Source organism: Pseudomonas sp. LS2P72 (genome assembly GCF_054897865.1).
In genome coordinates, this window is record NZ_CM142708.1 from 1609365 (window position 1) to 1632772 (window position 23408).

General features: G+C 58.5%; 17 protein-coding genes. 10 read left to right on the forward strand and 7 right to left on the reverse strand.

The window, feature by feature from the left end; all coding sequences use genetic code 11:
* Positions 1-297: 297 nt before the first annotated feature.
* From ACYZUA_RS07455 to ACYZUA_RS07470, 4 genes are all read left to right on the forward strand, one after another.
* Positions 298-1980, forward strand: coding sequence for a fatty acid--CoA ligase (locus ACYZUA_RS07455; RefSeq protein ID WP_461962596.1), 1683 nt, complete (start codon positions 298-300; stop codon positions 1978-1980).
* A gap of 336 nt (positions 1981-2316) precedes the next feature.
* Positions 2317-4254, forward strand: a complete 1938-nt coding sequence (locus ACYZUA_RS07460; RefSeq protein WP_461962597.1) for a DUF1302 domain-containing protein — start codon at positions 2317-2319, stop codon at positions 4252-4254.
* Positions 4255-4282: 28 nt separating this feature from the next.
* Positions 4283-5647 carry a DUF1329 domain-containing protein gene (locus ACYZUA_RS07465; RefSeq protein ID WP_461962598.1) on the forward strand — a complete coding sequence of 455 codons (1365 nt, stop codon included), beginning with the start codon at positions 4283-4285 and terminating at the stop codon, positions 5645-5647.
* A gap of 265 nt (positions 5648-5912) precedes the next feature.
* On the forward strand, positions 5913-8651 hold the full coding sequence (locus ACYZUA_RS07470; RefSeq protein WP_461962599.1) for a LuxR C-terminal-related transcriptional regulator: 2739 nt from the start codon (positions 5913-5915) through the stop codon (positions 8649-8651).
* Between the two features lie 54 nt (positions 8652-8705).
* On the opposite strand, the gene ACYZUA_RS07475 is transcribed toward ACYZUA_RS07470, so the two are convergent.
* Complete coding sequence (locus tag ACYZUA_RS07475) at positions 8706-9518, reverse strand: PP2C family serine/threonine-protein phosphatase (RefSeq protein WP_461962600.1); 813 nt, start codon at positions 9516-9518, stop codon at positions 8706-8708.
* 233 nt (positions 9519-9751) lie between these two features.
* Here ACYZUA_RS07475 and ACYZUA_RS07480 point away from each other — a divergent pair, with 233 nt between their 5' ends.
* Both ACYZUA_RS07480 and ACYZUA_RS07485 read left to right on the forward strand, forming a co-directional pair.
* The gene (locus tag ACYZUA_RS07480; protein WP_046048274.1) at positions 9752-10396 is read left to right on the forward strand and encodes an MBL fold metallo-hydrolase; all 645 of its coding nucleotides are present in this window, start codon (positions 9752-9754) and stop codon (positions 10394-10396) included.
* A 116-nt stretch (positions 10397-10512) separates the two neighbouring features.
* Positions 10513-11244, forward strand: a complete 732-nt coding sequence (locus ACYZUA_RS07485; RefSeq protein WP_461962601.1) for an OmpA family protein — start codon at positions 10513-10515, stop codon at positions 11242-11244.
* A 238-nt stretch (positions 11245-11482) separates the two neighbouring features.
* Here the strand turns inward: ACYZUA_RS07485 and ACYZUA_RS07490 are convergent, their stop codons facing one another.
* Positions 11483-11917 (reverse strand): Z-ring associated ZapG family protein, encoded by a 435-nt coding sequence (locus tag ACYZUA_RS07490; RefSeq protein WP_309674813.1) that lies wholly within the window; start codon positions 11915-11917, stop codon positions 11483-11485.
* A gap of 144 nt (positions 11918-12061) precedes the next feature.
* Here ACYZUA_RS07490 and ACYZUA_RS07495 point away from each other — a divergent pair, with 144 nt between their 5' ends.
* The 3 genes from ACYZUA_RS07495 to zapE all read left to right on the forward strand — a co-directional run bounded on the left by ACYZUA_RS07495 (position 12062) and on the right by zapE (position 15257).
* Positions 12062-12691, forward strand: coding sequence for an alpha/beta hydrolase (locus ACYZUA_RS07495; protein WP_461962602.1), 630 nt, complete (start codon positions 12062-12064; stop codon positions 12689-12691).
* A 24-nt stretch (positions 12692-12715) separates the two neighbouring features.
* Complete coding sequence (locus tag ACYZUA_RS07500) at positions 12716-14071, forward strand: tryptophan--tRNA ligase (RefSeq protein WP_309674811.1); 1356 nt, start codon at positions 12716-12718, stop codon at positions 14069-14071.
* Between the two features lie 91 nt (positions 14072-14162).
* The gene (gene zapE / locus ACYZUA_RS07505) at positions 14163-15257 is read left to right on the forward strand and encodes a cell division protein ZapE (RefSeq protein ID WP_008155962.1); all 1095 of its coding nucleotides are present in this window, start codon (positions 14163-14165) and stop codon (positions 15255-15257) included.
* A 63-nt stretch (positions 15258-15320) separates the two neighbouring features.
* On the opposite strand, the gene ACYZUA_RS07510 is transcribed toward zapE, so the two are convergent.
* The 4 genes from ACYZUA_RS07510 to ACYZUA_RS07525 form a co-directional block, all read right to left on the reverse strand.
* A complete protein-coding gene (locus ACYZUA_RS07510) occupies positions 15321-16523 on the reverse strand; it encodes a hypothetical protein (RefSeq protein WP_461962603.1) in 1203 nt (400 codons plus the stop codon).
* A gap of 16 nt (positions 16524-16539) precedes the next feature.
* Positions 16540-17427 (reverse strand): nitrilase family protein, encoded by an 888-nt coding sequence (locus ACYZUA_RS07515; protein WP_461962604.1) that lies wholly within the window; start codon positions 17425-17427, stop codon positions 16540-16542.
* A gap of 235 nt (positions 17428-17662) precedes the next feature.
* Positions 17663-19600 carry a flavin monoamine oxidase family protein gene (locus ACYZUA_RS07520; RefSeq protein WP_461962605.1) on the reverse strand — a complete coding sequence of 646 codons (1938 nt, stop codon included), beginning with the start codon at positions 19598-19600 and terminating at the stop codon, positions 17663-17665.
* Positions 19601-19813: 213 nt separating this feature from the next.
* Positions 19814-20710 carry a GlxA family transcriptional regulator gene (locus ACYZUA_RS07525; protein WP_173860460.1) on the reverse strand — a complete coding sequence of 299 codons (897 nt, stop codon included), beginning with the start codon at positions 20708-20710 and terminating at the stop codon, positions 19814-19816.
* Positions 20711-20954: 244 nt separating this feature from the next.
* Between ACYZUA_RS07525 and ACYZUA_RS07530 the strand changes: the two genes are divergently transcribed.
* Entirely contained in the window at positions 20955-22091 is a 1137-nt protein-coding gene (locus ACYZUA_RS07530) for an acyl-CoA dehydrogenase family protein (RefSeq protein ID WP_461962606.1), read from the forward strand.
* 105 nt (positions 22092-22196) lie between these two features.
* Here the strand turns inward: ACYZUA_RS07530 and ACYZUA_RS07535 are convergent, their stop codons facing one another.
* A complete protein-coding gene (locus tag ACYZUA_RS07535) occupies positions 22197-23237 on the reverse strand; it encodes an NADP(H)-dependent aldo-keto reductase (protein WP_461962607.1) in 1041 nt (346 codons plus the stop codon).
* Between the last annotated feature and the right edge of the window lie 171 nt (positions 23238-23408).

Genomic DNA, 23408 nt, shown 5'->3' on the forward strand with positions numbered 1-23408 from the left:
GATCCTTCTCTTGAAGATGAGGTTGAGGTCGGGTGACCTGGGGCAACTGTTGGGCTGCCAACCGATCGGCTCATCGTGTCCGTATGGTACGTATGCTCACAGACAAGTGTTACGTACATGCGTTGCAACATTTTACAGCGCAAATCCCGAATTCCTGTCGAAACATGCCGGATGGTGGCGCAAAGCTAGCATTTTGCCCGGTTCTGCAAATCATTCCTTTGGCTGATTTGGCTGACGTCCAAGGGCACTAAAGTGCTTGCTTTCAGCCACGACTGTGCAGTCAGAAAAGGGACTCTTATGTTGCAGACTCGCGTTATCCCTCCAGCCGAAGGCGCTTACCAGTATCCGCTGCTGATCAAACGGCTGCTGATGTCCGGCGCTCGTTATGAAAAAACCCGCGAGATCATTTACCGCGACCAGTTGCGCTACAGCTATCCGACCCTGATCGAACGGGTCGCCAAGCTGGCCAACGTGCTGACGGCGGCCGGCGTCAAGGCCGGGGATACCGTGGCGGTAATGGACTGGGACAGCCATCGTTATCTGGAATGCATGTTCGCTATCCCGATGATCGGCGCGGTGATCCACACCATCAACGTGCGCCTGTCACCGGAACAGATCCTCTACACCATGAACCACGCCGAGGACCGCTTTGTGCTGGTCAACAGCGAGTTCGTCGGATTGTATCAGGCCATTGCCGGGCACTTGACCACGGTAGAGAAAACCCTGCTGCTGACCGACCTGCCGCAGAAAACCGCCGACTTGCCGAACCTCATCGGCGAGTACGAGCAGTTGCTGGCGGCGGCGAGCCCGCAGTACGACTTCCAGGACTTCGACGAAAACTCGGTCGCGACCACGTTCTACACCACTGGCACCACCGGTAATCCCAAAGGTGTGTACTTCACCCATCGGCAACTGGTGCTGCACACCATGGGTGTGTCGACCATCATGGGCGCCATCGACAGCGTGCGGTTGCTGGGCACCAACGATGTGTACATGCCAATCACCCCGATGTTCCATGTGCACGCCTGGGGCCTGCCGTATGTGGCGACCATGCTCGGGCTCAAGCAGGTCTATCCCGGTCGCTATGACCCTGAGTACCTGGTAGAGCTGTGGCGCAAGGAGAAGGTCACCTTTTCCCATTGCGTGCCAACCATTCTGCAAATGCTCCTTAATTCCAAGGCCGCGCAAGGTACCGACTTTGGTGGCTGGAAAATTGTGATCGGCGGCAGTGCGTTGAACCGCACGTTGTACGAAGCCGCCAAGGCCAATGGCATTCAGCTGACCGCCGCTTACGGCATGTCGGAAACCGGACCGCTGATCTCGTGCGCGCACCTCAACGACGAGCTGATGGCCGGCACCGAAGACGAACGCACCACGTACCGGATCAAGGCCGGTGTGCCGGGGCCATTGGTGGAGGCGGCGATCGTCGACACCGACGGCAACTTCCTGCCCGCCGATGGCGAGACCCAAGGCGAACTGGTGCTGCGTGCACCATGGCTCACCGAGGGCTATTTCAACGAACCGCAAAAGGGCGCCGAGCTCTGGGCCGGGGGCTGGCTGCACACCGGTGACGTAGCGACTCTGGATAGCATGGGTGTGATCGACATTCGCGACCGGATCAAGGATGTGATCAAGACCGGCGGCGAGTGGATCTCCTCCCTGGACCTTGAAGACTTGATCAGCCGCCACCCTGCGGTACGCGAAGTAGCAGTTGTGGGCATCGCCGATCCGCAGTGGGGCGAACGTCCGTTCGCACTGCTGGTGGTCCGCGAAGGCCATGAGATCGGGGCCAAAGAACTGAAAGAACACCTCAAGCCGTTCGTGGAACTGGGGCACCTGAGCAAGTGGGCCATCCCGAGCCAGATCGCCCTTGTTACTGAAATTCCCAAGACCAGTGTCGGCAAACTCGACAAGAAGCGTATTCGCGTCGACATCACCGAGTGGCAAGCCAACAACAGCACCTTCCTCTCGACGCTTTAAGCGTGACCTGGCGTGCTCAAAAGGGCACGCCAGCCCCACCAAGCAAGCGCTTGGCTTGTCAAATCTGAAATTTCAGCCATCCTTGGCGTGCCGACGGGTGTCGGCTTGGCAAAGGACTGTTCCAGAGTGGTTGGCAGCTGCAAATCACACTTTAGAGGGATCAAGCAGTACTACCTGCTGGCTATAGTCCGCTCAAGGATTTTTAAGAACGGAGCAAACGCACAAAACGGGGCGATGCAACTTTGGCATGACTTAGGGATACCTTGGCTTCCAGTCATCCACAGCGTTTTTAGAAGTGCTCACTGCCATAACAATAATGCACATGGAGTAGCGTCGATGACATCAGTAAACCAGTTCTGGCGCCGGGCAAAACTGCCCCTGGCGGTCAGTCTTGCCTCTACGCTCGCCGGGCCAGCATTCGGCGTCAGTTTCAACGTTGGTGAAATCGAAGGTCAGTTCGACTCGTCCCTGTCGGTCGGTGCCAGTTGGTCGACTGAAAGTGCCAACAAGAACCTCATCGGCGTCAACAACGGCGGCCGTGGCCTGTCCCAGACATCCGACGACGGTCACCTGAACTTCAAGAGCGGCGAAACGTTCTCCAAGATCTTCAAGGGCATCCATGACCTTGAATTGAAATATGGCGACACCGGCGTTTTCGTCCGTGGCAAATACTGGTACGACTTTGAACTCAAGGATGAAGATCGTCCGTTCAAGGACATCAGCGACAGTAACCGCAAGGAAGGCGCCAAGTCCTCCGGCGGCCAGATCCTCGACGCCTTCGTCTACCACAACTACTCCGTTGCCGATCAGCCGGGCTCCGTGCGTCTGGGCAAGCAAGTAGTGAGTTGGGGTGAAAGTACCTTCATCGGCGGTGGTATCAACTCGATCAACCCGATCGACGTGTCCGCGTTCCGTCGTCCTGGTGCCGAGATCAAGGAAGGCCTGATCCCGGTCAACATGTTCTACGTGTCCCAGAGCCTCACCGAGAACCTCTCGACCGAAGCCTTCTACCAGCTCGAATGGGACCAGACCGTAACCGACAACTGCGGCACCTTCTTCTCGCAACCGGACGTGATTTCGGATGGCTGCGACAACAACCTGGCCGTACTGCGCACCCGTAACGGGCTTAACAGTGCACTGACGGCTGCGGGGCTGCCGGCTTCGTTGCGTAACGCCAGCATCAACACCCTGGCTGCCAGGGGCGTGAACTGGGGTGATCCGGATGAAGGCGTCATCGTTCGTCGCGGTCCGGATCGCGATGCCCGCGACAGTGGTCAATTTGGCGTGTCCTTCAAATACATGTTCGATCCGCTGGACACCGAGTTCGGCGCCTACTTCATGAACTACCACAGCCGTGCGCCGATTTTCAGCGGTCAAGGTGCTCCGGCGAGCGCTTACAGCGCGGCGGGCCTGGTGGGCTCGCTGGTGGCCAGGGGTGTTCCTCTCGCTGTCGCGCGTAACCTGGCACCGACCTTGTTGCCATTGAATGTGGCCGGTAACTCCAGCTACTACGTCGAGTACCCTGAAGATATTCGCCTGTATGGCTTGAGCTTCTCTACTACGTTACCGACAGGTACCGCGTGGAGTGGTGAAGTCAGCTACCGGCCGAATGCTCCGGTTCAGCTCAACACCACCGACATTCTCTTTTCCGGTCTGACACCGCTGAACCCTAACGTTTCCGTGCTCCAGGGTACGCCAGGAGCGGATCAAAAAGGCTATCGCCGCAAGGAAGTGACCCAGCTCCAGACGACCCTTACTCACTTCTTCGACCAGGTGATGGGTGCTGAGCGACTGACTCTGGTGGGCGAGGTCGGCTTTACCCACGTTGGCGGTCTGGAAAGCACTGACAAAGCGCGTTACGGCCGTGACCCGAGCTACGGCCCTGGTCCATTGCCGGGTGGTCAGTGCCAGACATTGAACACCGGCACCCTGGCCGGCGGACCGCAAAACAACGTGAGTCGCTACTGCGAAAACGACGGGTTCACCACTGCAAACTCCTGGGGTTATCGCGGTCGTGCCATCTGGGAATACAACAGCGTATTCGCCGGCGTGAACCTCAAGCCGAACGTGGCCTGGTCTCATGACGTGGAAGGCTACTCGCCTGGCCCTGGCGGCAACTTCGAGGAAGGTCGCAAAGCGGTAAGCCTGGGCGTCGATGCCGAGTACCAGAACACCTACACCGCGAGCCTGGCTTACACCAACTTCTTTGATGGCAAGTACACCACCGTCGATGACCGCGACTTCGTTGCGCTCAGCTTCGGCGTGAACTTCTAAGCACTGCATTATCAGGACGAACACACCTATGAAAATAACAAAGAGTCTGTTCCACGTCGGTGTTCTGGGGCTTTCGCTGCTGGCGACCGGCGTCATGGCAGCGGTCCCTGCGGCCGAAGCGGACAAACTGGGCAAGAGCCTGACCCCGATGGGCGCCGAGATGGCGGGCAACGCTGACGGATCGATCCCGGCCTGGAAGCCGATGGCGAAAAACGCCGGTAGCGTGGACAGCAAGGGTTTTCTGTCTGATCCGTTCGCGAGTGAAAAACCGCAGTTCACCATCACCGCGCAGAACGTCGACCAGTACAAGGACAAGCTCGCGCCGGGCCAGTACGCGATGTTCAAGCGCTACCCGGAATCCTTCAAGATGCCGGTCTACCCGTCCCATCGCGGTGCCACCGTGCCGGATGACGTGTTCGCCTCCATCAAGAAAAACGCCACCAACACTAAACTGGTGTCCGGCGGCAACGGTCTGGAAAACTTCGAAACCGCGATCCCGTTCCCGATTCCGAAAAGTGGCGTTGAAGTCATCTGGAACCATATCACCCGTTATCGCGGCGGCAGTGTGACCCGTCTGATAACCCAGGCCACGCCGCAGCCGAACGGCTCGTATAGCCTGGTGTACTTCCAGGACCAGTTCGTGTTCCGCGACAAGATGAAGGATTACGATCCGGCGAACCCGGGCAACATCCTGTTCTACTTCAAGCAGAAAGTGACCGCGCCGGCACGTCTGGCCGGTGGTGTGCTGCTGGTACACGAAACCCTCGACCAGGTGAAAGAGCCGCGATCGGCGTGGGTCTACAACGCCGGTCAGCGCCGTGTGCGTCGCGCACCACAAGTGTCCTATGACGGGCCGGGTACCGCTGCCGATGGCCTGCGTACCTCCGACAACCTGGACATGTACAACGGTGCGCCGGATCGCTATGACTGGAAGCTCGAAGGCAAAAAAGAGATGTACATCGCCTCCGACAGCTACAAGCTCGATTCGCCACAACTGAAGTACGCCGACATCATCAAGGCCGGCCACATCAACCAGGACCTGGCTCGCTATGAACTGCGTCGGGTCTGGCATGTGGTCGCGACCCTGAAGGAAGGTCAGCGTCACATCTACGCCAAACGTGACTTCTACATCGACGAAGACACCTGGCAGGCGGCGGTGGTCGACCACTACGACGGTCGCGGGCAACTGTGGCGTGTCGCCGAGGCTCACTCCGAGAACTACTACGACAAGCAAGTGCCGTGGTACGCCCTCGAAACCTTGTACGACCTGCAATCGGGCCGTTACCTGGCCCTGGGCATGAAGAACGAAGAGAAGTCTGCCTATGACTTCGGCTTCACCGCCACCACCAGCGACTTCACTCCGGCCGCTCTGCGCCAGGAAGGCGTTCGCTAAGCTGCCCTGAACAGAGGCCGCATCCTCGAGAAACGCCCCGACTGGTTCGGGGCGTTTTTTTTGTGGGAGCCGAGCTTGCTCGCGATGGCGTCCGTATCACCACCGCATGATTGTCGATACACCGCGTCAACCCAATCGCGGGCAAGCCATGCTCCTACGGTCTTTTTGTAGCCATTTGTAGCAATAACCTTCATTCCCTCTTCGTTTACCGCTAGGCTGCGGACATCTGCAACGCCGCCAACCGTCATTCAAACAAGAGCCGGCCATGACTGATCTGTCCCCACACCCGGGCCCTGCAAGCGTTGCCGTCGCGGCACTGGACGGGCGTTTTTTTCGGCCTCCGTTGCCTGACGGCCATGTGCTGCGGCCTCGCCTATGCGAGCGCCTGAGTGCGGGCCTCGGTGGCAGGCTGTTGCTGGTCAGCGCACCGGCGGGGTTTGGCAAGAGTTCGTTGGCGGTGGAGTTCTGTCAGGGCTTGCCGGCTCACTGGCAAAGTCTGTGGTTGGGGTTGAGTCCGCGAGACAGCGATCCCGGACGTTTTCTCGAGCGGTTGCTCGAAGGCCTGCAGGACTTTTTTCCGCAACTGGGCAGCAAGTCACTGGGACTGCTGAAAATGCGCCAGCGGCACCAGCCGTTTGCCTTTGAAGAATGGCTGGACGGTTTGCTCGATGAGTTGGCCGTGCACCTGTCTACGAGCACGCCCCTGCTGTTGGTGCTGGATGACTACCATCTGGCGCAGGGCCCGGTGCTCGATCGCTGCCTGCAATTTTTCCTCAATCACCTGCCTGACGGCTTGCTGGTCATGGTCACCAGTCGGCAGCGGCCGGACTGGCATCTGGCGCGCCTGCGCCTGTCGCGGCAACTGCTGGAGTTGAATGAACAGGACTTGCGCCTGACTCACGATGAGGCTTTGACCCTGCTTGATCGGCACAGCAGTTCCTTGCGCGGCGAAGCGCTGGAGAGTCTCATCCAGCGCAGCGAAGGTTGGGTCGCCGGACTGCGTTTCTGGCTGCTGGCAGCGTCTGAGGCGGGCTCCCAGGGTGCCTTGCCGCAGACGCTGCATGGCGGGGAAGGGCTGATCCGCGATTATCTGCTCGAAGAAGTCATCGATTGTCTGCCCGCCGAGGTGCAGTCATTCCTTTACGACACCGCACCTCAGGAACGCTTTTGCAGCGAACTGTGCGACGCCGTTCGCGAAGCCCATGACAGTGCCGAGATCCTGCGATTTCTGCTGGCCCATCAGGTGTTCCTGGTGCCACTGGATGAAAACGGTCACTGGTATCGCTACCACCATTTGTTTTCCGACCTGTTGCGTACCCGGCCTACCGCGCAAGCGATGGTACCGGCGGCCAGCCTGCACCTGCGCGCCTGTCGCTGGTTCAATGCCCAGGGGCTGCTCGACGAGGCGGTGGAGCAGGCATTGCGCGCCGGGCACCTGGACGTCGCGGCGAACCTGGTGCAGAACCTCTCCGAAGAACAACTGTTGGCCGAACAGAACGTCGGCATGTTGCTGCGCTGGAAAATGGACTTGCCCGACAGCCTGCTGGTCAGCACACCACGGCTGATCGTGCTGTACAGCTGGGCGTTGGGGCTGGCCTGTCAGCTGGACGCCGCCGAGGAGCTGGCCAGTCATTTGAGTCGCTTCCTGCCGGCCCCGTCGGCCACTGCGCAGAAATCCATGCTGGCGCAATGGCTGGCCCTGAGCGGGATCATCGCCCGCGGGCGCGGCAATCGCGAGCTGACGCTGCTCTACTGCACCGAAGCGCAGGAGAGCCTGCCCGCCAAACGCTACGGGCAACGCTTGATGTGCCTCTCGACCCTGTCCAACCTGGCCATTGCCGACGGCGACTTGTGGCGTGCCCGCGGGTTGAACCGTGAATCTCTCGAGTTGGCGCAACGGGTCGGCAACCCGCTGTTCGAAGCGCTGGCCCATTACGACCGCGCTCGCGTGCTGCAAGCGCGAGGGGAAATCCTTCGTGCGCTGGATGAAGTGCGCCAGGGCCTGCAACGCCTGCAAGGGTTATCCCCGCAACGGCTGTATGCCGTCCGCGCCCGACTGACGTTGTACGAAGGCTTTTTGTTAGCCCTGCGATTGCAGCCCCAAGCTGCGCGGGCACGCTTGCAAACCGGTTTGAATGAAGCACGCGCCTGTCGCGATATCAGCGTATTGATCGGCCACTGCGTAATCGCCAGGCTTGAAGGCATCAGCGGTGAATTCGCCAAAGCCTTCGCCGAACTCGCCGAAGCCGAGCGCCTGATGCACATCTGGGACGTGCCACCGATCTACTACCTGGCGATGATCACCCTGGTGAAATGCGAACTCTGGCTGGCTCAGGGGCGTACCGATCTGGCCGAAGCCTGGCTCGCTCGCTTGGGCCAGACCTACAACGGCGAACACGCGGCAGCCCCTCCGGAGTTTCATCCGCAACTGCCGCTGCATATCGAGTTGCAGCAAGCCTTGCTGGAGGTCATTCAGGGACAGCCGATGCTGGCCGAAGGACGATTGAACGCGTTGCTTGAGCATGGGCAGCAAACCGGCAGGCAGCTGCTCAGCGTGATGGCACTGACTCAGAAAGTGACGTTATTGCTGGGGGGCGGGCGCGAACCCGAGGCCCGCAAGGCCCTTAGTCAGGCGCTGGAAGCGGCGGCCGGGGGAGTGCTGCAACCGTTTGACAGGTTGTTGGCTGAACATCCGGACTGGCTGCGTGGACAACTTCAACTCGGTGCACCGACGCCCGTGTCACAGAGCCTTGCAGAAAAACTTCCAGCAGTGACAGCCCGTCCCGCAGTGGAGTCATCCGCCACCGCGGAACAACTCAGTACGCGGGAAATGGCTGTTCTGCGACTGATCGCCCAGGGCTGTTCAAATCAGGAGATCAGCGATCAGCTGTTTATCTCGCTGCACACCGTAAAAACTCACGCCAGCCATATCAACAGCAAGCTTGGGGTGGAGCGGCGAACGCAAGCGGTCGCCAGGGCGAAAGACTTGGGTGTATTGCAGTAATCGCTGTTTGAAGACCTTTGAAACACGTTGGGCCTTGCGATCAGAGGTTTTCGGTCATCTCTCCTCTGAGGCAGTCACTCCGGATGTCTGCACCACGTCGATGGAGCGCTTCAGGATCGACAGTAAGCCTATGGAGCAGTCATCTTCGGTTTTACTGGCAATGGACTGTTGCAAGTGGTCACCCAACACTTCCCTTACTTTTTTTCTGGGCAGCGCTGCATTCCACTCCAGCAGCTTTTGGAGCGCCGGGGCGGGGACGCCGCTGGATTTGTCATAGAGACTTTGCGCGGTGCCGTCGCTCATGAGCGCGAAGCCAGTCGTGGCTTCGATTTGCCCACGGTACAACCTGAGTCGCGACGCCGCTTTATGGTCAGTCAGCAACGGGGCGGTATTGGCCGACTCGCCATTTTCTGGATGAGAAAGGGCCTGAAGTTGTCCGTCCGCGTCAACGCTTGCGATGACGCCATCGCCCAGGTGACCTGCGAGGTAGCGGCCTTGTGAGTAAGCGACAAACGACAAGGTACAGGCCAGGTCGTTGATATCGCCGCTGAGCTTTGCAGCTTTGCGTCTGAACGCGTCCAGGCAGCGATTAACCAGGCGCTGGGCGGCCTTCGCGTTGTGTTTGTCCATGTTTTGCCAAAGGCTTTCAAAGTTTTTGCAGACAAAGGCCAGGGTTGCGGTGACCGCTACCTGGGCGCCGATGTCGGATCTGGAGCCAGCCCCTACGGCCAATGAAATGCAGGTCACCTCGTTGGACTCTCTGGCCGCGACATAGTCCTGACAAGGCGTTTGAGTGCTGAGGTGTTCGCGTCCTGCCACAAACGCGCAGGCCGTTTTACAGCTGAAGTCTTCCGGAATCTCAGGCATGGTTCAGGCCTGTGTCCAGGCTTCGATACCTTTAATGTCCTGACGAAGGAGATAGTCTTCTTGCATGGGATTATCCTTTTTGGGCTGAGCGTTACAAAAAAGCGCTTCAAGAGTCGTTTGAGCCAGGCATTGGCTTCCTGCCGTCCTGTTTCAAATAGGCGCGGCGCGAGGATAACCTATCAATTTTGCGGATCATAACCGCAGTACCCAGCCTTGGCACCAGGATTAAACCCATGCAAACCCCGAATACAGCCCTCATCCGCGAAACCTTCCCGGTCGGCCCGTTGCAGTGCAACTGCACGATCATCGGCGACCCGATCACCAAAAAGGCCATCGTGGTCGATCCGGGCGGTAATCACGAACTGATCCTGGCGCGGCTCGACGCACTGGGCTTGAAGGTGGTCAGCATCATTCACACCCATGCGCACCTCGATCACTTCCTGGCTTCCGGTCAGTTGAAGGAAAAAACCGGCGCAACCCTGCACCTGCATAAAGAAGATCAATTCCTCTGGGACAACCTGGAGATGCAATGCCAGATGTTCGGTGTGCCCTACACGCCGGTGCCGCCGCCGGATCGCTGGTTGGCCGATGATGAAGAACTGGCCTGCGGCTGCGGCGTGGCGTTGCATACGCCGGGTCATACGCCGGGTTCCATGAGCTTTTGGTTTTCAGAGGCTAAGCTGCTGATTGCCGGTGACACGTTGTTTCGTCGCGGGGTAGGGCGCACGGATTTGTGGGGTGGCGATCAGGCGACCATCGTGCGGTCGATCAAGCAGCGGCTGTACACCCTCGACGAAGAGGCGACGGTGGTGACCGGGCATGGTCCGGACACCCGTCTGGGCGATGAAATGCGCGAGAACCCTTTTGTGCGGGCGTGATATCTAATGTTGTGAAGGGCGTGGCGGAATTATTTTCATCCGCCATGATCCAACGCCCGCAAAGGTTTAATGCCTTGGTCCGTTGCACCACAGAATGCAAAAAGTAGGAGCTCTACATGTTCACCAAGCAGCGTTTGATTATTGTCGCTACGGCTGTGGCCTTGTTGTCTGGCTGCGCCTCGCCTAACCCTTACGACAACCAGGGCCAGGCCGATGGTGGTTCCACGGGCATGAGCAAAACCGCTAAATACGGTGGCCTCGGCGCTCTGGCCGGTGCTCTGGCCGGTGCCGCCATCGGTCACGATAACCGTGGCAAGGGCGCGCTGATTGGCGCTGCGGTGGTGGGTGCTTCCGCCGCCGGTTACGGTTATTACGCCGACCAGCAAGAGAAAAAGCTGCGCGCCAGCATGGCCAACACCGGGGTGGAAGTGCAGCGCCAGGGTGATCAGATCAAACTGATCATGCCGGGTAACATCACCTTCGCCACCGATTCGGCGAACATCGCGTCGGGTTTCTACCAGCCACTGAACAATCTGGCGGGCTCGCTCAAGGAGTTCAGCCAGAACCAGATCGAGATCGTCGGCTACACCGACAGCACCGGCAGCCGTCAGCACAACATGGACCTGTCCCAGCGTCGCGCCCAGAGCGTGGCGACTTACCTGACGTCTCAAGGTGTGAGCGGCGCCAACCTGTCAGCTCGCGGTGCCGGCCCGGATAACCCGATTGCCAGCAACGGTGACGTCAATGGCCGGGCGCAGAACCGTCGGGTCGAGGTCAACCTGAAGGCGATTCCGGGTCAGCAGTATGGTGGCCAGCAACAACCAGGTACGGTTCAGCAGTACCCATAAGGGGCTGATGTCTCCCTGATACTAAATGCCCGATCCTTAAGTGATCGGGCATTTTTTTGTGTCGCCAGAACTGGCCCCTGCGCGAGCAGGCTTGCTCCCACAGGGGAACGCATTCCAAATGTGGGAGCGAGCCTGCTCGCGATAGGGCCCGAATGGGCGCTAGAGATATTGGATCAGCAATAAAAAAGCCCTCGGACAATCACTCATCCGGAGGCTTTTTGTATCGCGCTAAACCTGATTACTTCTTCAGGCCGTAATGCTCATCGAGCATGCCCGGCGCGTTCGGGGCTTTGGGAGCGTAGTCGCGAGGCGGCTCCTGATTGCGCGGCGGCGTCAGGCGTTCCCGTGGGGCGGCTGCCGCATCGGCGTGCAGCGAGGCCAGCAGGCGTTGGCGGGTTTGCTCGTCCAGGGCCAGGCGGTTGGCACCCTCGGCGAGATGATCCTGCACGTCCTGATAGCTCTGACTCAGCTTCTTGACCAGTGTTGCAGTGCTGTTGAAGTGGGTGACCACCTCATTCTGATAACTATCGAAGCGTTCCTGAATGTCATCCAGCTGACGTTGTGTGCTGCTAGGCGCAGCATTCGGCACCAGGCGAGCGATCAGGAAACCAATGGCGACACCCACAACCAGGGCAAGAGTCGGCAACAACCAAACTAAGAGCGAGTGTTCCACGAGTCCTTCCTCTATAAACGGCTTTGCTTTACGTTAACGGCTCGAACCTGCGCTGTATACCGCGATTCACTCGCAATAGATTGGCACAGACAATTTGCTAGACGAGTCGACCCGATTCGAGGTCACGGAGTTCCTTCCTTGCTTATGCGCGAAACCCCTGTAGTGATTGATGGCCCGGTCGGTCAATTAGAGAGCTTGTATCTGGACAGCGAGCAGCCACGCGGCATTGCGCTGATCTGCCACCCGAACCCGGTGCAGGGCGGCACCATGCTCAACAAAGTCGTCTCGACCTTGCAGCGCACAGCGCGCGACGCCGGTTTGATTACTTTGCGTTTCAACTACCGTGGCGTGGGTGCCAGTGAAGGCGCGCACGACATGGGCACCGGCGAAGTCGACGATGCCCAGGCCGTTGCCGAATGGCTACGAGCCAAACACCCTGAGTTGCCGCTGACGCTGTTCGGTTTCTCCTTCGGCGGTTTTGTTGCCGCCAGTCTCGGCGGACGGCTGGAAGCGAAGGGCGAACAGCTGAAACATTTGTTCATGGTCGCGCCCGCTGTCATGCGTCTCAGCGATCAGGATCAACTGCCGCAACACGGCGAGCTGACACTGATCCAGCCGGAAACCGACGAAGTCATCGATCCGCAAGCCGTCTACGACTGGTCCTCGAAACTCGAGCGCCCCCATGAGCTGCTGAAAGTGGCAGAATGCGGACACTTTTTTCATGGCAAGCTGACCGATCTCAAGGATCTGATCCTGCCGCGTCTTTCGAATTGATTGCAGTCTGACAAGCGATTACCCATGACGACTCGTACCCGCATCCTCACCGGCATCACCACCACCGGCACGCCGCACCTGGGCAACTACGCCGGCGCCATCCGTCCGGCGATCATCGCCAGCCGTGACAGCAATGCCGATTCGTTCTACTTCCTGGCCGACTACCACGCCCTGATCAAATGCGATGACCCGCTGCGCATCCAGCGCTCGCGTCTGGAAATCGCCGCGACCTGGCTGGCCGGTGGCCTGGACGTTGACCGCGTGACGTTCTACCGTCAGTCCGACATCCCGGAGATCCCTGAGCTGACCTGGCTGCTGACCTGCGTCGCCGCCAAGGGCTTGCTCAACCGTGCCCACGCCTACAAGGCTTCGGTGGACAAGAACGTCGAAACCGGTGAAGACCCGGACGCCGGCATCACCATGGGCTTGTACAGCTACCCGGTGCTGATGGCCGCGGACATTCTGATGTTTAACGCCCACAAGGTGCCGGTCGGTCGTGACCAGATCCAGCACGTGGAAATGGCCCGTGACATCGGCCAGCGCTTCAACCATCTGTTCGGTCAGGGCAAAGAATTCTTCACCATGCCCGAGGCGCTGATCGAAGAAAGCGTCGCCACGCTGCCAGGCCTCGACGGTCGCAAGATGTCGAAGAGCTACGACAACACCATTCCCTTGTTCAGCAGCGCCAAGGAAATGAAGGACGCGATTTCGCGGATCGTTACCGACTCCCGTGCGCCGGGCGAGGCGAAAGATCCGGACAACTCGCACCTGTTCACCTTGTTCCAGGCCTTCGCCACCCCGGCGCAGTCCGACGAATTCCGCAGCGAATTGTTGCAGGGCCTGGGTTGGGGCGAGGCGAAGAATCGTCTGTTCCAGCTGCTCGACAGCGAGCTGGGCGAGTCCCGCGAGCGTTATCACCAGCTGATCGAACGTCCGGCAGACCTGGAAGACATGCTGCAGATCGGCGCCAAAAAGGCTCGTTCGGTGGCGACACCGTTCCTCCACGAACTGCGTGAAGCGGTGGGCCTGCGCTCTTTTGTCGCTCAGACTCAAGTCGCTGCCACCACCAAGAAAAAAGCCGCGAAAGCCGCGCGTTTCGTCAGCTTCCGTGAAGACGACGGCAGTTTCCGCTTCCGTCTGCTGGCGGCCGATGGCGAACAACTGCTGTTGTCGCGCAACTTCGCCGACGGTAAAACCGCAGGCCAGGTGACCAAGCAACTGCAATCGGGTCAGCCATTGGACGTGCGCAATGAAGACCTGAGCTTCAGCGTCTGGCTCGAAGGCGAGTGCGTTGCCGACAGCCCGGCCTTTGCTGACAGCGCCGCTCGCGATGCTGCCATCGAGACCCTGCGGGTTGCTCTGACGCCGGTTCAGGAATAAATCAACGGCTCGGCCCGACCAAGGGCCGATTGCCATTCCCACGGGCCGTCGCTACAGTGACGGCCCGTTTTTGTTGCCTTGCTAACGAATTATGACGCCCCTAGAACGATATCAAGCTGATCTGAAACGCCCGGAATTCTTCCATGACGCCGCGCAGGAAACTGCGGTGCGCCATTTGCAGCGCCTGTACGACGATCTGGTCGCGGCCTCGCATAGCAAACCGGGTCTGTTCGGCAAACTGTTTGGCAAGAAAGACGCGGCACCGGTCAAGGGTCTGTACTTCTGGGGCGGCGTCGGCCGTGGCAAGACCTATCTGGTCGACACCTTCTTCGAAGCGCTGCCGTTCAAGGAAAAGGTCCGCACTCACTTCCACCGTTTCATGAAGCGCGTGCACGAAGAGATGAAGACCCTCGGCGGCGAGAAAAACCCGCTGACCATCATCGCCAAACGCTTCTCCGACGAAGCCCGGGTGATTTGTTTCGATGAGTTCTTCGTGTCCGACATCACCGACGCGATGATCCTCGGCACGCTGATGGAAGAGCTGTTCAAGAACGGCGTGACCCTGGTCGCGACTTCGAACATCGTGCCGGACGGTCTGTACAAGGACGGCCTGCAACGTGCGCGCTTCCTGCCGGCCATTGCGCTGATCAAGCAGAACACCGAGATCGTCAACGTCGACAGCGGCGTCGATTATCGTCTGCGTCACCTGGAGCAAGCGGAGCTGTTCCACTTTCCGCTGGATGATGCGTCCCACGAAAGCCTGCGCAAGAGCTTCCGCGCCCTGACGCCGGAATGCACGGCAGCCATCGAGAACGATGTGTTGATGATCGAGAACCGCGAAATCCGTGCCTTGCGTACCTGCGATGACGTGGCCTGGTTCGACTTCCGCGAACTCTGCGACGGCCCGCGCAGCCAGAACGACTACATCGAACTGGGCAAGATCTTCCATGCCGTGTTGCTCAGCGGTGTCGAGCAGATGAGCGTCACCACCGACGACATCGCCCGACGCTTTATCAACATGGTCGACGAGTTCTACGACCGCAACGTGAAGCTGATCATTTCCGCTGAAGTCGAGCTCAAAGACCTCTACACCGGCGGTCGCCTGAACTTCGAGTTCCAGCGCACCCTCAGCCGTCTGCTGGAAATGCAGTCTCATGAATTCCTGTCCCGGGCGCACAAACCGTAGGATTTCGGAAAGTGAAAAAGGCCTGCATTGCAGGCCTTTTTTGTGCGCCAGTCGCGACGTTCGTTAGCTGACTACCAGCAGTCCAATAACCGGAATGATCAGCAACGTGCTGATGGCCATGGACAGGACATTACCGATGTAGGCATGCATGTAGGCCGGCACCCGCTTGGCAATCGCGCAGGCCAGTGGTGGCGCAATCAATGCCCCCAGCAGTGCGCTTGAGGTGATGACCTGCCAGCTGCCGCCGTACGTCAGAACGGCCGCCGGTACGACTGACACCAACGGAACGTAGGTGGGATACCAGCCGCGCAATATCCATTGCTGACGCCAGATCACTACGCCTAACGCCGAGGTCAACGCTTGCGCGGCGATCAGTTGGGGCAGCAAGCCCGTGCCATACGCCGGGCTTGTGGGGTTCAAGGTGTAAGCCATCAACGCGCCCGCGATCAACCCGAGACTGGCCCATTCGTTGCCAAAGAACGGCGCTTCCGAAAAGTCGGCCAACACCCGGCGCAGGCTCCACACGACACCATAATCGGGCGTTTTGGTGATGGCGGGTACGGGCACAGGGGGAGACGGCTTCTTGGATGGCTCGGACTTCACCAGGCTCGGCAGGTAACGACATACCAGAAAAGCGCCGACGCTGGCGACAGCCATGCCCGTGACATTGCCGATCACCGCCGGCAATCCGAGGGGGTTGCAGACGTAATTGACGATCAACAAGCACATCGGAGTGACGAACACGGCACCCATGATTGCGCCATTGATCGTGACCTTCCAGCCTCTGCCGAACATCAGCACCATCGCCGCCGGCAGTGAAACAAACGCCGCAAACGTCGGTTGCCAACTGGTGGCCGTGACCGTCCAGCCCCACAGCAGATTACTCAGCAACAGCCCAAGCAACGAACTGGTCACCAGCCACGGCCATAATCGCGTCCCATAGGAGATGGCAAAACCTTGCCAGGCTTTTCCCGTTCGATTCGCCCAATAAGCCAGATAGGCGCCGGCCAACAGCCCGATAGAAGCGAACTCGTGTTTGTAGAACGCAACCTCGCTGATGTCGCCCAGTACCCAGCGCAACCAGGCGCCGGGTTCAGGGAGACTCGAGACCATGTCACTGTAACTTGGCCAATGCGCTTCCCAGGCGGAACGGTAGGTGAATGAAAGCCAGACAATCAGCAGTGTCGTGCCGATCATCAGCAGGATGATCGCAAGATCCAGCGGCGACCTGCCGGCAAGACGGTTTCTTTCGGTTGTGGTTTCCATCAGGCATGTCCCCTTATCAGCGCGGCAGACAAGGGTGCTGGGTGTAACCGAGCATTTGATCGTAGAGATCGGTGCGACGATCGCGATGCAGATCGTTCAGGTTGTTCCAGATCGGCGCACTGCGGGAGCTGGTCAGGTCGATATCGGCAAACAGGATTTCTTCCTTGTCCGCTGACGCCACCGCGCCAATCGGCCAACCATTGGTGCCGGCAATCAGTGAACAACCCAGGTAACGAGCTCCACGCTCTTCGCCGATCCGGCTAGCGGCGGCGATAAACACGTTGTTCACGTGTGCGGCCGTCATGGTCAGGTATGACGCCATGCACTTGCCGGCGTCATCGAACAGCGGCGGAGGCGTCCACACCCAGTTGTTCAGGCTGCAAATGATGTCTGCGCCTTGCTGACTGAGGATTCGCGGCACTTCCGGGAACCAGATATCCCAGCAGATCAACAATCCGATACGGCCAATAGGCGTGTCGAAAACCGGAAAGCCCAAATCTCCAGGGGTGAACCAAAGCTTTTCCAGGTTCCACAAATGGGCTTTGCGATACTTGCCGATAAAGCCGTCAGGCCCGACCAGAACGCCGGTGTTGAACAGCTGCATGCCATCGCGCTCAGTCAAGCCAGCCACCAGGTAAACCTTGTGTTGACGAGCGAAGTCCACCCAGATTTTCACACTTGGCCCGTCGGGAATCACCTCCGAATGGTCGAACGCGTCTTGCCGATTGCTGAAGAAATAACCTGTGCTGCAAAGCTCGGGCAGCACGATGAGATTCGCGCCGCCGTTTACCGCCTCCAGGGCCAACTCCAGACCATGACGCAAATTACCTGCACGTTTCTCTTTGCCGACTTGTGGGTCGAATTGCACGACTGCTACACGAACAGGACTTGTTGGCTCGCTCATTCTCGATAACCTCTTTTTATTGTTATTCACGCTGTTTAACTGCGTGTTTATAAGAGTTGAAATGGCGTTTTTGCGTAAGTCAGCGGCTTCCGTTTGAGCTGTAGTCCGTGTCCGAAGATCGCGCAGGGCAGGGCGCCCGAATGCTTCTGCCGGGGCGCAGGATGGCGTAATAGAGCGGTTGCGCAGAAACAGAACCAACGCGCAGGGCGCATTGGTTCCGAGAGGGAGCCGGGTGTCAGTTGCGGACGCGGTAGTGCGGGTAGTCGCTCATGCAGAATCCGCCGTTGAACACCGCTGCGGTTTTATTGCAGATATGAATCACGGCATCGACGGCGCCGCGAAAACAGGGCTCTGTCCAGCCGGCATCGACTGAAAACGATTCGCCGGAAAAATACAGACCGGAAACATGCGAGAAATCCCGGTTGTACTTCATCAGGCTCACCGCGTCGTAATAAGTGCCTGGCCTGTATAACTTTGCACAGCCCAAAGCGTTTCTGTCCGTCATCCAGCGTTGGACCACGGCATGTTCGGTTTTAATGTAGGGAGAAATCTTCTGCTGGATATTGGCGGAATTCATCAGTATCCGGTCGAGTTCCTCTACACACTTCGCCACCAGTTCCTGGTCGTTGAACAACACCAGTTTGGTGGCGTCATCCTCCCATGTGTAACTTAATAATATGCAGTCGTATGGATAATTCTCGTTGTAGCGATAGCTGTATACGTCATGAATGAAACTGTCGGTCACAATGGCGTGAGGGATTCGGGTTTGGCTTGAAAGGAATGATTTGTTCAAGGGGGCGTACACTTTGCAACTTGTCTCCCAGTGCGCTGTTTTGTAAGCGTTGATCATCGCGAATGGCAGCATCTGTTGATTGAAGTTTTCGAGCCGGATACCTGTTTCAATCAACCATGAAGGCAAGGTCATGATGACGGCGTCAAAGTCATCGAACAGTTCCTGCGATTGGCAGGGCTGGCTGAATTTCCATGTGTAGTAGACGCGTACTTTTTGATCGTCCAGCTTCTGCAGTTTGTTGACGGATGAATCGGTGAAAAAACCGTCGCCTCTTTCAAGACAATGCTCGTAGAACGACATGTACGCGCTGTCGGTGTTCATGAACAGCAGGCATTCGTCCAGCGCCGCGAGGCCGATGTAGCGCGGGCTGTCGAAAGGCAGGCCCTTCGCATCGAGAACAGCGTCGCTGTGCAAGTAAGGCGCGGGAAGCGGTTCGCCGCACGAATCGACCCGACCGTGAACCAGTTGCAGGCGACTGCTGAATCCGAAAATGGCGGTGCGCAGCGGGTAGAGCGCGCACACGTCATAAAAAGCGCCCCAGCTACCATCGCCGATGCCGATCGAATAGAACAAGGTGGATTCGTGCGAGGTCATTCCGACTCCGCCGAAATCTCCGGGTTTGTCCTTGTTCCAGGATTCCAGCACCGGCATGCAGACCAGATCGCGAAACGAAATACGCTCGTACCTTTCGACGATGGCCGCCCAAACGGCTTCCCACTCCTGCGTGGCGTAGATCAGCGCAATCTGGCGAGTCATCCTGGCGGCAAAGGCTTTCCACTTGGCATAAACCGTTTGCAGCGCCTCGTCGGGTGGAGGCGTCAGGCCGTCTTCATTCTTCCAGATCAACATGTGCGGATCCGCGCGACCACCCAGACTGCCTTCCTGAAGATAAATGCCTGTCGAACTCACCCATTGACTTCCCGGATTGGGGAAGTCCGATAGCGCCAGGTCAAATGCCTTGGCGTAGTAAGCCATCAACGATCGACCCTCTTTGGGTGGCTCGTTTTCTCTATTGAAAAATGGCAGACGCATAGCGCCCATCTCGAAAGGTGTATGACTTTCTTTTATTGGATGGCTGCCATGGACGGTCAGGTGCCGGCCGCCAATGCGTGTCGATTGTTCTATTACTGTCACGTCGGTAAAACCGCAACGATAAAGTTCTCGGGCGGCAGTGAGTCCGGTAACGCCTGCGCCAATGATGCATATTTTATGAGTGGGGTCAGTTGCCTTTGCTACGCCGTGTTCCTGCTCAATTAACGCTCGGTAGTCAAAGCATAAGTCCGGCGGATTTGGGAATCGGCCGGACCATTTATTTTTAGCCTGGAGATTTTCGGTCTTGTCGTTAAATGAGAGAAGCCGGGAACTTGTTTCTGTGGTCATTGTTGATCTTCCCTGAAGTGCAGTTCAGCGGGCGGGAAGAATATAGTGGGGTTCTCAGTCAGCGGCCCGCAAGCGTACAAAGGACTTGCTCGGTACTCTGCATTCCGTTTTTCACGTAAGGGAAATAATCACGCGATCGTTATCTTTAAACACTCTTGGTGTTTGCAGTTTAATTCTGAAACAGGCGCCGCTTGGCGGCGCCTAAACCAACAGTTATGCAGCCTGTTGAAACTGCTGCCGATACTGGTTCGGCGACAGCTCGGTGTGCTGGCGGAACAACCGCGCGAAGAAGCTCGCATCGTCGTAACCGACTTCATAGCTGATGGTCTTGATGCTCTTGCGGCTGCCGGACAGCAAGCCCTTGGCGGTTTCGATGCGCAGTCGTTGCAAGTAATGCAGCGGCTTGTCGCCGGTAGCGGTCTGGAAGCGCCGCATGAAATTACGGATGCTCATGCCGTGTTCGCGGGCCACGTCTTCGAAGCGGAATTTGTCGGCGAAATGCTCTTCGAGCCAGTGCTGGATCTGCAGGATGATCACATCCTGGTGCAGCTTCTGACCGCCGAAACCGATTCGTCCTGGCGAGTAGCTGCGCTGCACTTCATAAAGAATGTCCCGCGCCACGGCCTGGGACACGTTGGCGCCGCAGAAGCGTTCGATCAGGTAGATGTAAAGGTCGCAGGCCGAAGTAGTGCCGCCCGCGCAATACAGGTTGTCGGCATCGGTCAGGTGCTTGTCCTGATTGAGCTGAACCCGTGGGAAGCGCTCGGCAAACGCATTGAAGAAGCGCCAGTAAGTGGTCGCTTCCTTGCCGTCGAGCAGCCCGGCCTCGGCCAGCCAGAACACCCCGGTGGCTTCGCCGCAGAGTACTGCGCCGCGAGCATGTTGCTGACGCAGCCAGGGCAGGACCTGTGGATAACGTTGGCAAAGGGTGTCGAAATCGTCCCAGAAGGCTGGAAGGACAATGATGTCGGCGTTTTCCAGGCCGCCGTCCACCGGCATGATCACATCGCTGAAGCTGTTCACCGGTTTGCCGTCGGGGCTGACCAGGCGGGTTTCGAACGCCGGAGTCAGGCCTTGGCCCAGTTGTTTGCCGTAACGCAGGCTGGCCAGGTGGAAGAAATCCTTGGCTTGCATGAGGGTGGAAGCGAAAACCCGGTCGATAGCCAGGATGCTGACGCGCCGCAAGGGCGTGGAGACTTGGTTAGACATAATTCAACTTTATTCTTATAGGGGAAAGTGGTCACCAGACGGCTGGATCGTCTTATTTTTTGTCTGATGTGTCCAGTGTCCTGTATCGGATGCGGGGCATAGTCTCTGAGGGTCAATTCCGGCTAACAATAACGACAGGTGCCGCATGATCCCCAGAACCTTGTTCAGTTCCGAGCACGAACTTTTTCGCGACAGCGTGCGAACGTTCCTCGAAAAAGAGGCCGTACCGTTCCATGCGCAATGGGAAAAACAAGGCTATATCGACCGCAAACTCTGGAACAAGGCAGGGGAGGCGGGGATGCTCTGTTCGCATCTGCCGGAAGAATATGGCGGGCTGGGGGCGGACTTTCTCTACAGCGCGGTGGTGATCGAAGAGGTCGGCCGTCTCGGCCTGACCGGGATCGGTTTTTCCCTGCATTCGGACATTGTCGCGCCGTACATCCTGCATTACGGCAGTGAAGCGCTGAAACACAAATACCTGCCGAAACTGGTGTCTGGCGAGATGGTCACGGCGATTGCCATGACCGAGCCGGGTGCCGGTTCCGACCTGCAAGGGGTGAAAACCACCGCGGTGCTTGATGGCGACGAGTATGTGATCAACGGTTCGAAGACGTTCATCACCAACGGCTTTCTCGCTGACCTGGTGATTGTCGTGGCCAAGACCGATCCGAAGGCCGGCGCGAAAGGCACCAGCCTGTTTCTGGTGGAAGCCAGCACCCCAGGATTCGCCAAGGGCAAGCGCCTGGAAAAAGTCGGCATGAAGGCTCAGGACACCTCGGAACTGTTTTTCCAGGACGTGCGTGTGCCCAAGGAAAATCTGCTGGGGCAGGCCGGAATGGGCTTCGCGTACCTGATGCAGGAATTGCCCCAAGAGCGTCTTACCGTTGCCATCGGCGGGCTGGCTTCGGCTGAAGCTGCGCTGCAATGGACGCTGGATTACACCCGTGAGCGCAAGGCATTCGGCAAGGCGATCGCCGACTTCCAGAACACCCGCTTCAAACTGGCGGAGATGGCGACCGAGATTCAGATCGGTCGGGTCTTCGTCGATCGCTGCCTGGAACTGCACCTGCAAGGCAAACTCGACGTGCCGACCGCGGCGATGGCCAAGTACTGGGGCACGGACTTGCAATGCAAGGTGCTCGACGAATGCGTGCAGCTGCATGGCGGTTACGGTTTTATGTGGGAATACCCGATCGCCCGGGCGTGGGCGGATGCGCGGGTGCAACGGATTTATGCGGGGACCAATGAAATCATGAAGGAGATTATTGCGCGGTCGCTTTGATGCGGCAGTGATTGTAAGACCGCTATCGCGAGCAGGCTTGCTCCCACAGGTGACGGTGATCCCCCTGTGGGAGCGAGCCTGCTCGCGAATGGATCTAGAAATCAATCAAGGTGCCGGATTCGGATGATCCTTGTGAATCGCCTCGATCCCTTCCAGTACCTCTTCCGACAATTTCAGATCAAAACTGGCGATGTTGCTTTCAAGCTGCTCCATCGTCGTCGCGCCAATGATGTTGCTGGTCACAAACGGCTGCTGCGTAACGAACGCCAGCGCCATTTGTGCCGGGTCCAGGCCGTGTTCACGCGCCAGTGCCACATAACGGCTGCACGCTGCTTCCGACTGCGGGTTGAAATAGCGGCTGAAGCGGCTGTAGAGGCTCAAGCGGCCTTTAGGCGGGCGCGCGCCACCTTCGTACTTGCCCGACAGGAAACCGAACGCCAGCGGCGAATAGGCGAGCAGGCCGCACTGTTCGCGGATGGCGATTTCCGCCAGACCGATTTCGAAGCTGCGGTTGAGCAGGTTGTACGGGTTCTGGATCGACACCGCGCGCGGCCAGCCACGGGCTTCCGCCAGGGCGAGGAAACGCATGGTGCCCCATGGCGTTTCGTTGGACAGGCCGATGTGGCGGATCTTGCCGGCCTTGACCTGTTCGTCCAGCGCTTCGAGGGTGTCCTCCAGCGGCGTGAGGTTGGCTTCGGTCTGGTGTTTGTAACCGAGCTGGCCGAAGAAATTGGTGCTGCGCTCCGGCCAATGCAACTGGTAGAGGTCGATGTAGTCGGTCTGCAAGCGCTTGAGGCTGGCGTCCACGGCTTCGGTGATGTGCTGGCGGTTGTGTCGCAGGTTTTTGTCGCGGATGTAATCGATGGTGTTACCGGGGCCGGCGATCTTGCTGGCCAGGATCCAGTCGGCGCGATCACCGCGGCTTTTGAAGTAATTGCCGATGTAGCGCTCGGTGGTGGCGTAGGTTTCGGCCTTGGGCGGCACCGGGTACATCTCGGCGGTATCGATGAAATTAATCCCGGCGCTCTTGGCCCGTTCAATCTGGGCGAAGGCTTCAGCCTCGCTGTTTTGCTCGCCCCAGGTCATGGTTCCGAGGCAGATGGCGCTCACGTTCAGATTGGTTCGGCCTAGCTGTCGATAGTCCATCGGGTGCTCCTTGGGCAAAACAATCATAAAAGCAGGTTGAATTATTTTTCGCAATCTGCATAATTGCGCACCTCTTTCTGCAGTGGAAGTGATGCGCCGCCGCCGAAGAATCTTGCCGTTGAACGGACGCGCCGACCCGAGCCCCCGAAAGCGTCTGTATCCGGCTGCCTT

Excerpts from the sequence above, each read along its gene's own strand:
- ACYZUA_RS07455 (WP_461962596.1), top strand. The coding sequence starts at position 298 with ATGTTGCAGACTCGCGTTATCCCTCCAGCCGAAGGCGCTTACCAGTAT.
- ACYZUA_RS07460 (WP_461962597.1), top strand. The coding sequence starts at position 2,317 with ATGACATCAGTAAACCAGTTCTGGCGCCGGGCAAAACTGCCCCTGGCG.
- ACYZUA_RS07465 (WP_461962598.1), top strand. The coding sequence starts at position 4,283 with ATGAAAATAACAAAGAGTCTGTTCCACGTCGGTGTTCTGGGGCTTTCG.
- ACYZUA_RS07470 (WP_461962599.1), top strand. The coding sequence starts at position 5,913 with ATGACTGATCTGTCCCCACACCCGGGCCCTGCAAGCGTTGCCGTCGCG.
- ACYZUA_RS07475 (WP_461962600.1), bottom strand. The coding sequence starts at position 9,518 with ATGCCTGAGATTCCGGAAGACTTCAGCTGTAAAACGGCCTGCGCGTTT.
- ACYZUA_RS07480 (WP_046048274.1), top strand. The coding sequence starts at position 9,752 with ATGCAAACCCCGAATACAGCCCTCATCCGCGAAACCTTCCCGGTCGGC.
- ACYZUA_RS07485 (WP_461962601.1), top strand. The coding sequence starts at position 10,513 with ATGTTCACCAAGCAGCGTTTGATTATTGTCGCTACGGCTGTGGCCTTG.
- ACYZUA_RS07495 (WP_461962602.1), top strand. The coding sequence starts at position 12,062 with ATGCGCGAAACCCCTGTAGTGATTGATGGCCCGGTCGGTCAATTAGAG.
- ACYZUA_RS07500 (WP_309674811.1), top strand. The coding sequence starts at position 12,716 with ATGACGACTCGTACCCGCATCCTCACCGGCATCACCACCACCGGCACG.
- zapE (WP_008155962.1), top strand. The coding sequence starts at position 14,163 with ATGACGCCCCTAGAACGATATCAAGCTGATCTGAAACGCCCGGAATTC.
- ACYZUA_RS07510 (WP_461962603.1), bottom strand. The coding sequence starts at position 16,523 with ATGGAAACCACAACCGAAAGAAACCGTCTTGCCGGCAGGTCGCCGCTG.
- ACYZUA_RS07515 (WP_461962604.1), bottom strand. The coding sequence starts at position 17,427 with ATGAGCGAGCCAACAAGTCCTGTTCGTGTAGCAGTCGTGCAATTCGAC.
- ACYZUA_RS07520 (WP_461962605.1), bottom strand. The coding sequence starts at position 19,600 with ATGACCACAGAAACAAGTTCCCGGCTTCTCTCATTTAACGACAAGACC.
- ACYZUA_RS07530 (WP_461962606.1), top strand. The coding sequence starts at position 20,955 with ATGATCCCCAGAACCTTGTTCAGTTCCGAGCACGAACTTTTTCGCGAC.
- ACYZUA_RS07535 (WP_461962607.1), bottom strand. The coding sequence starts at position 23,237 with ATGGACTATCGACAGCTAGGCCGAACCAATCTGAACGTGAGCGCCATC.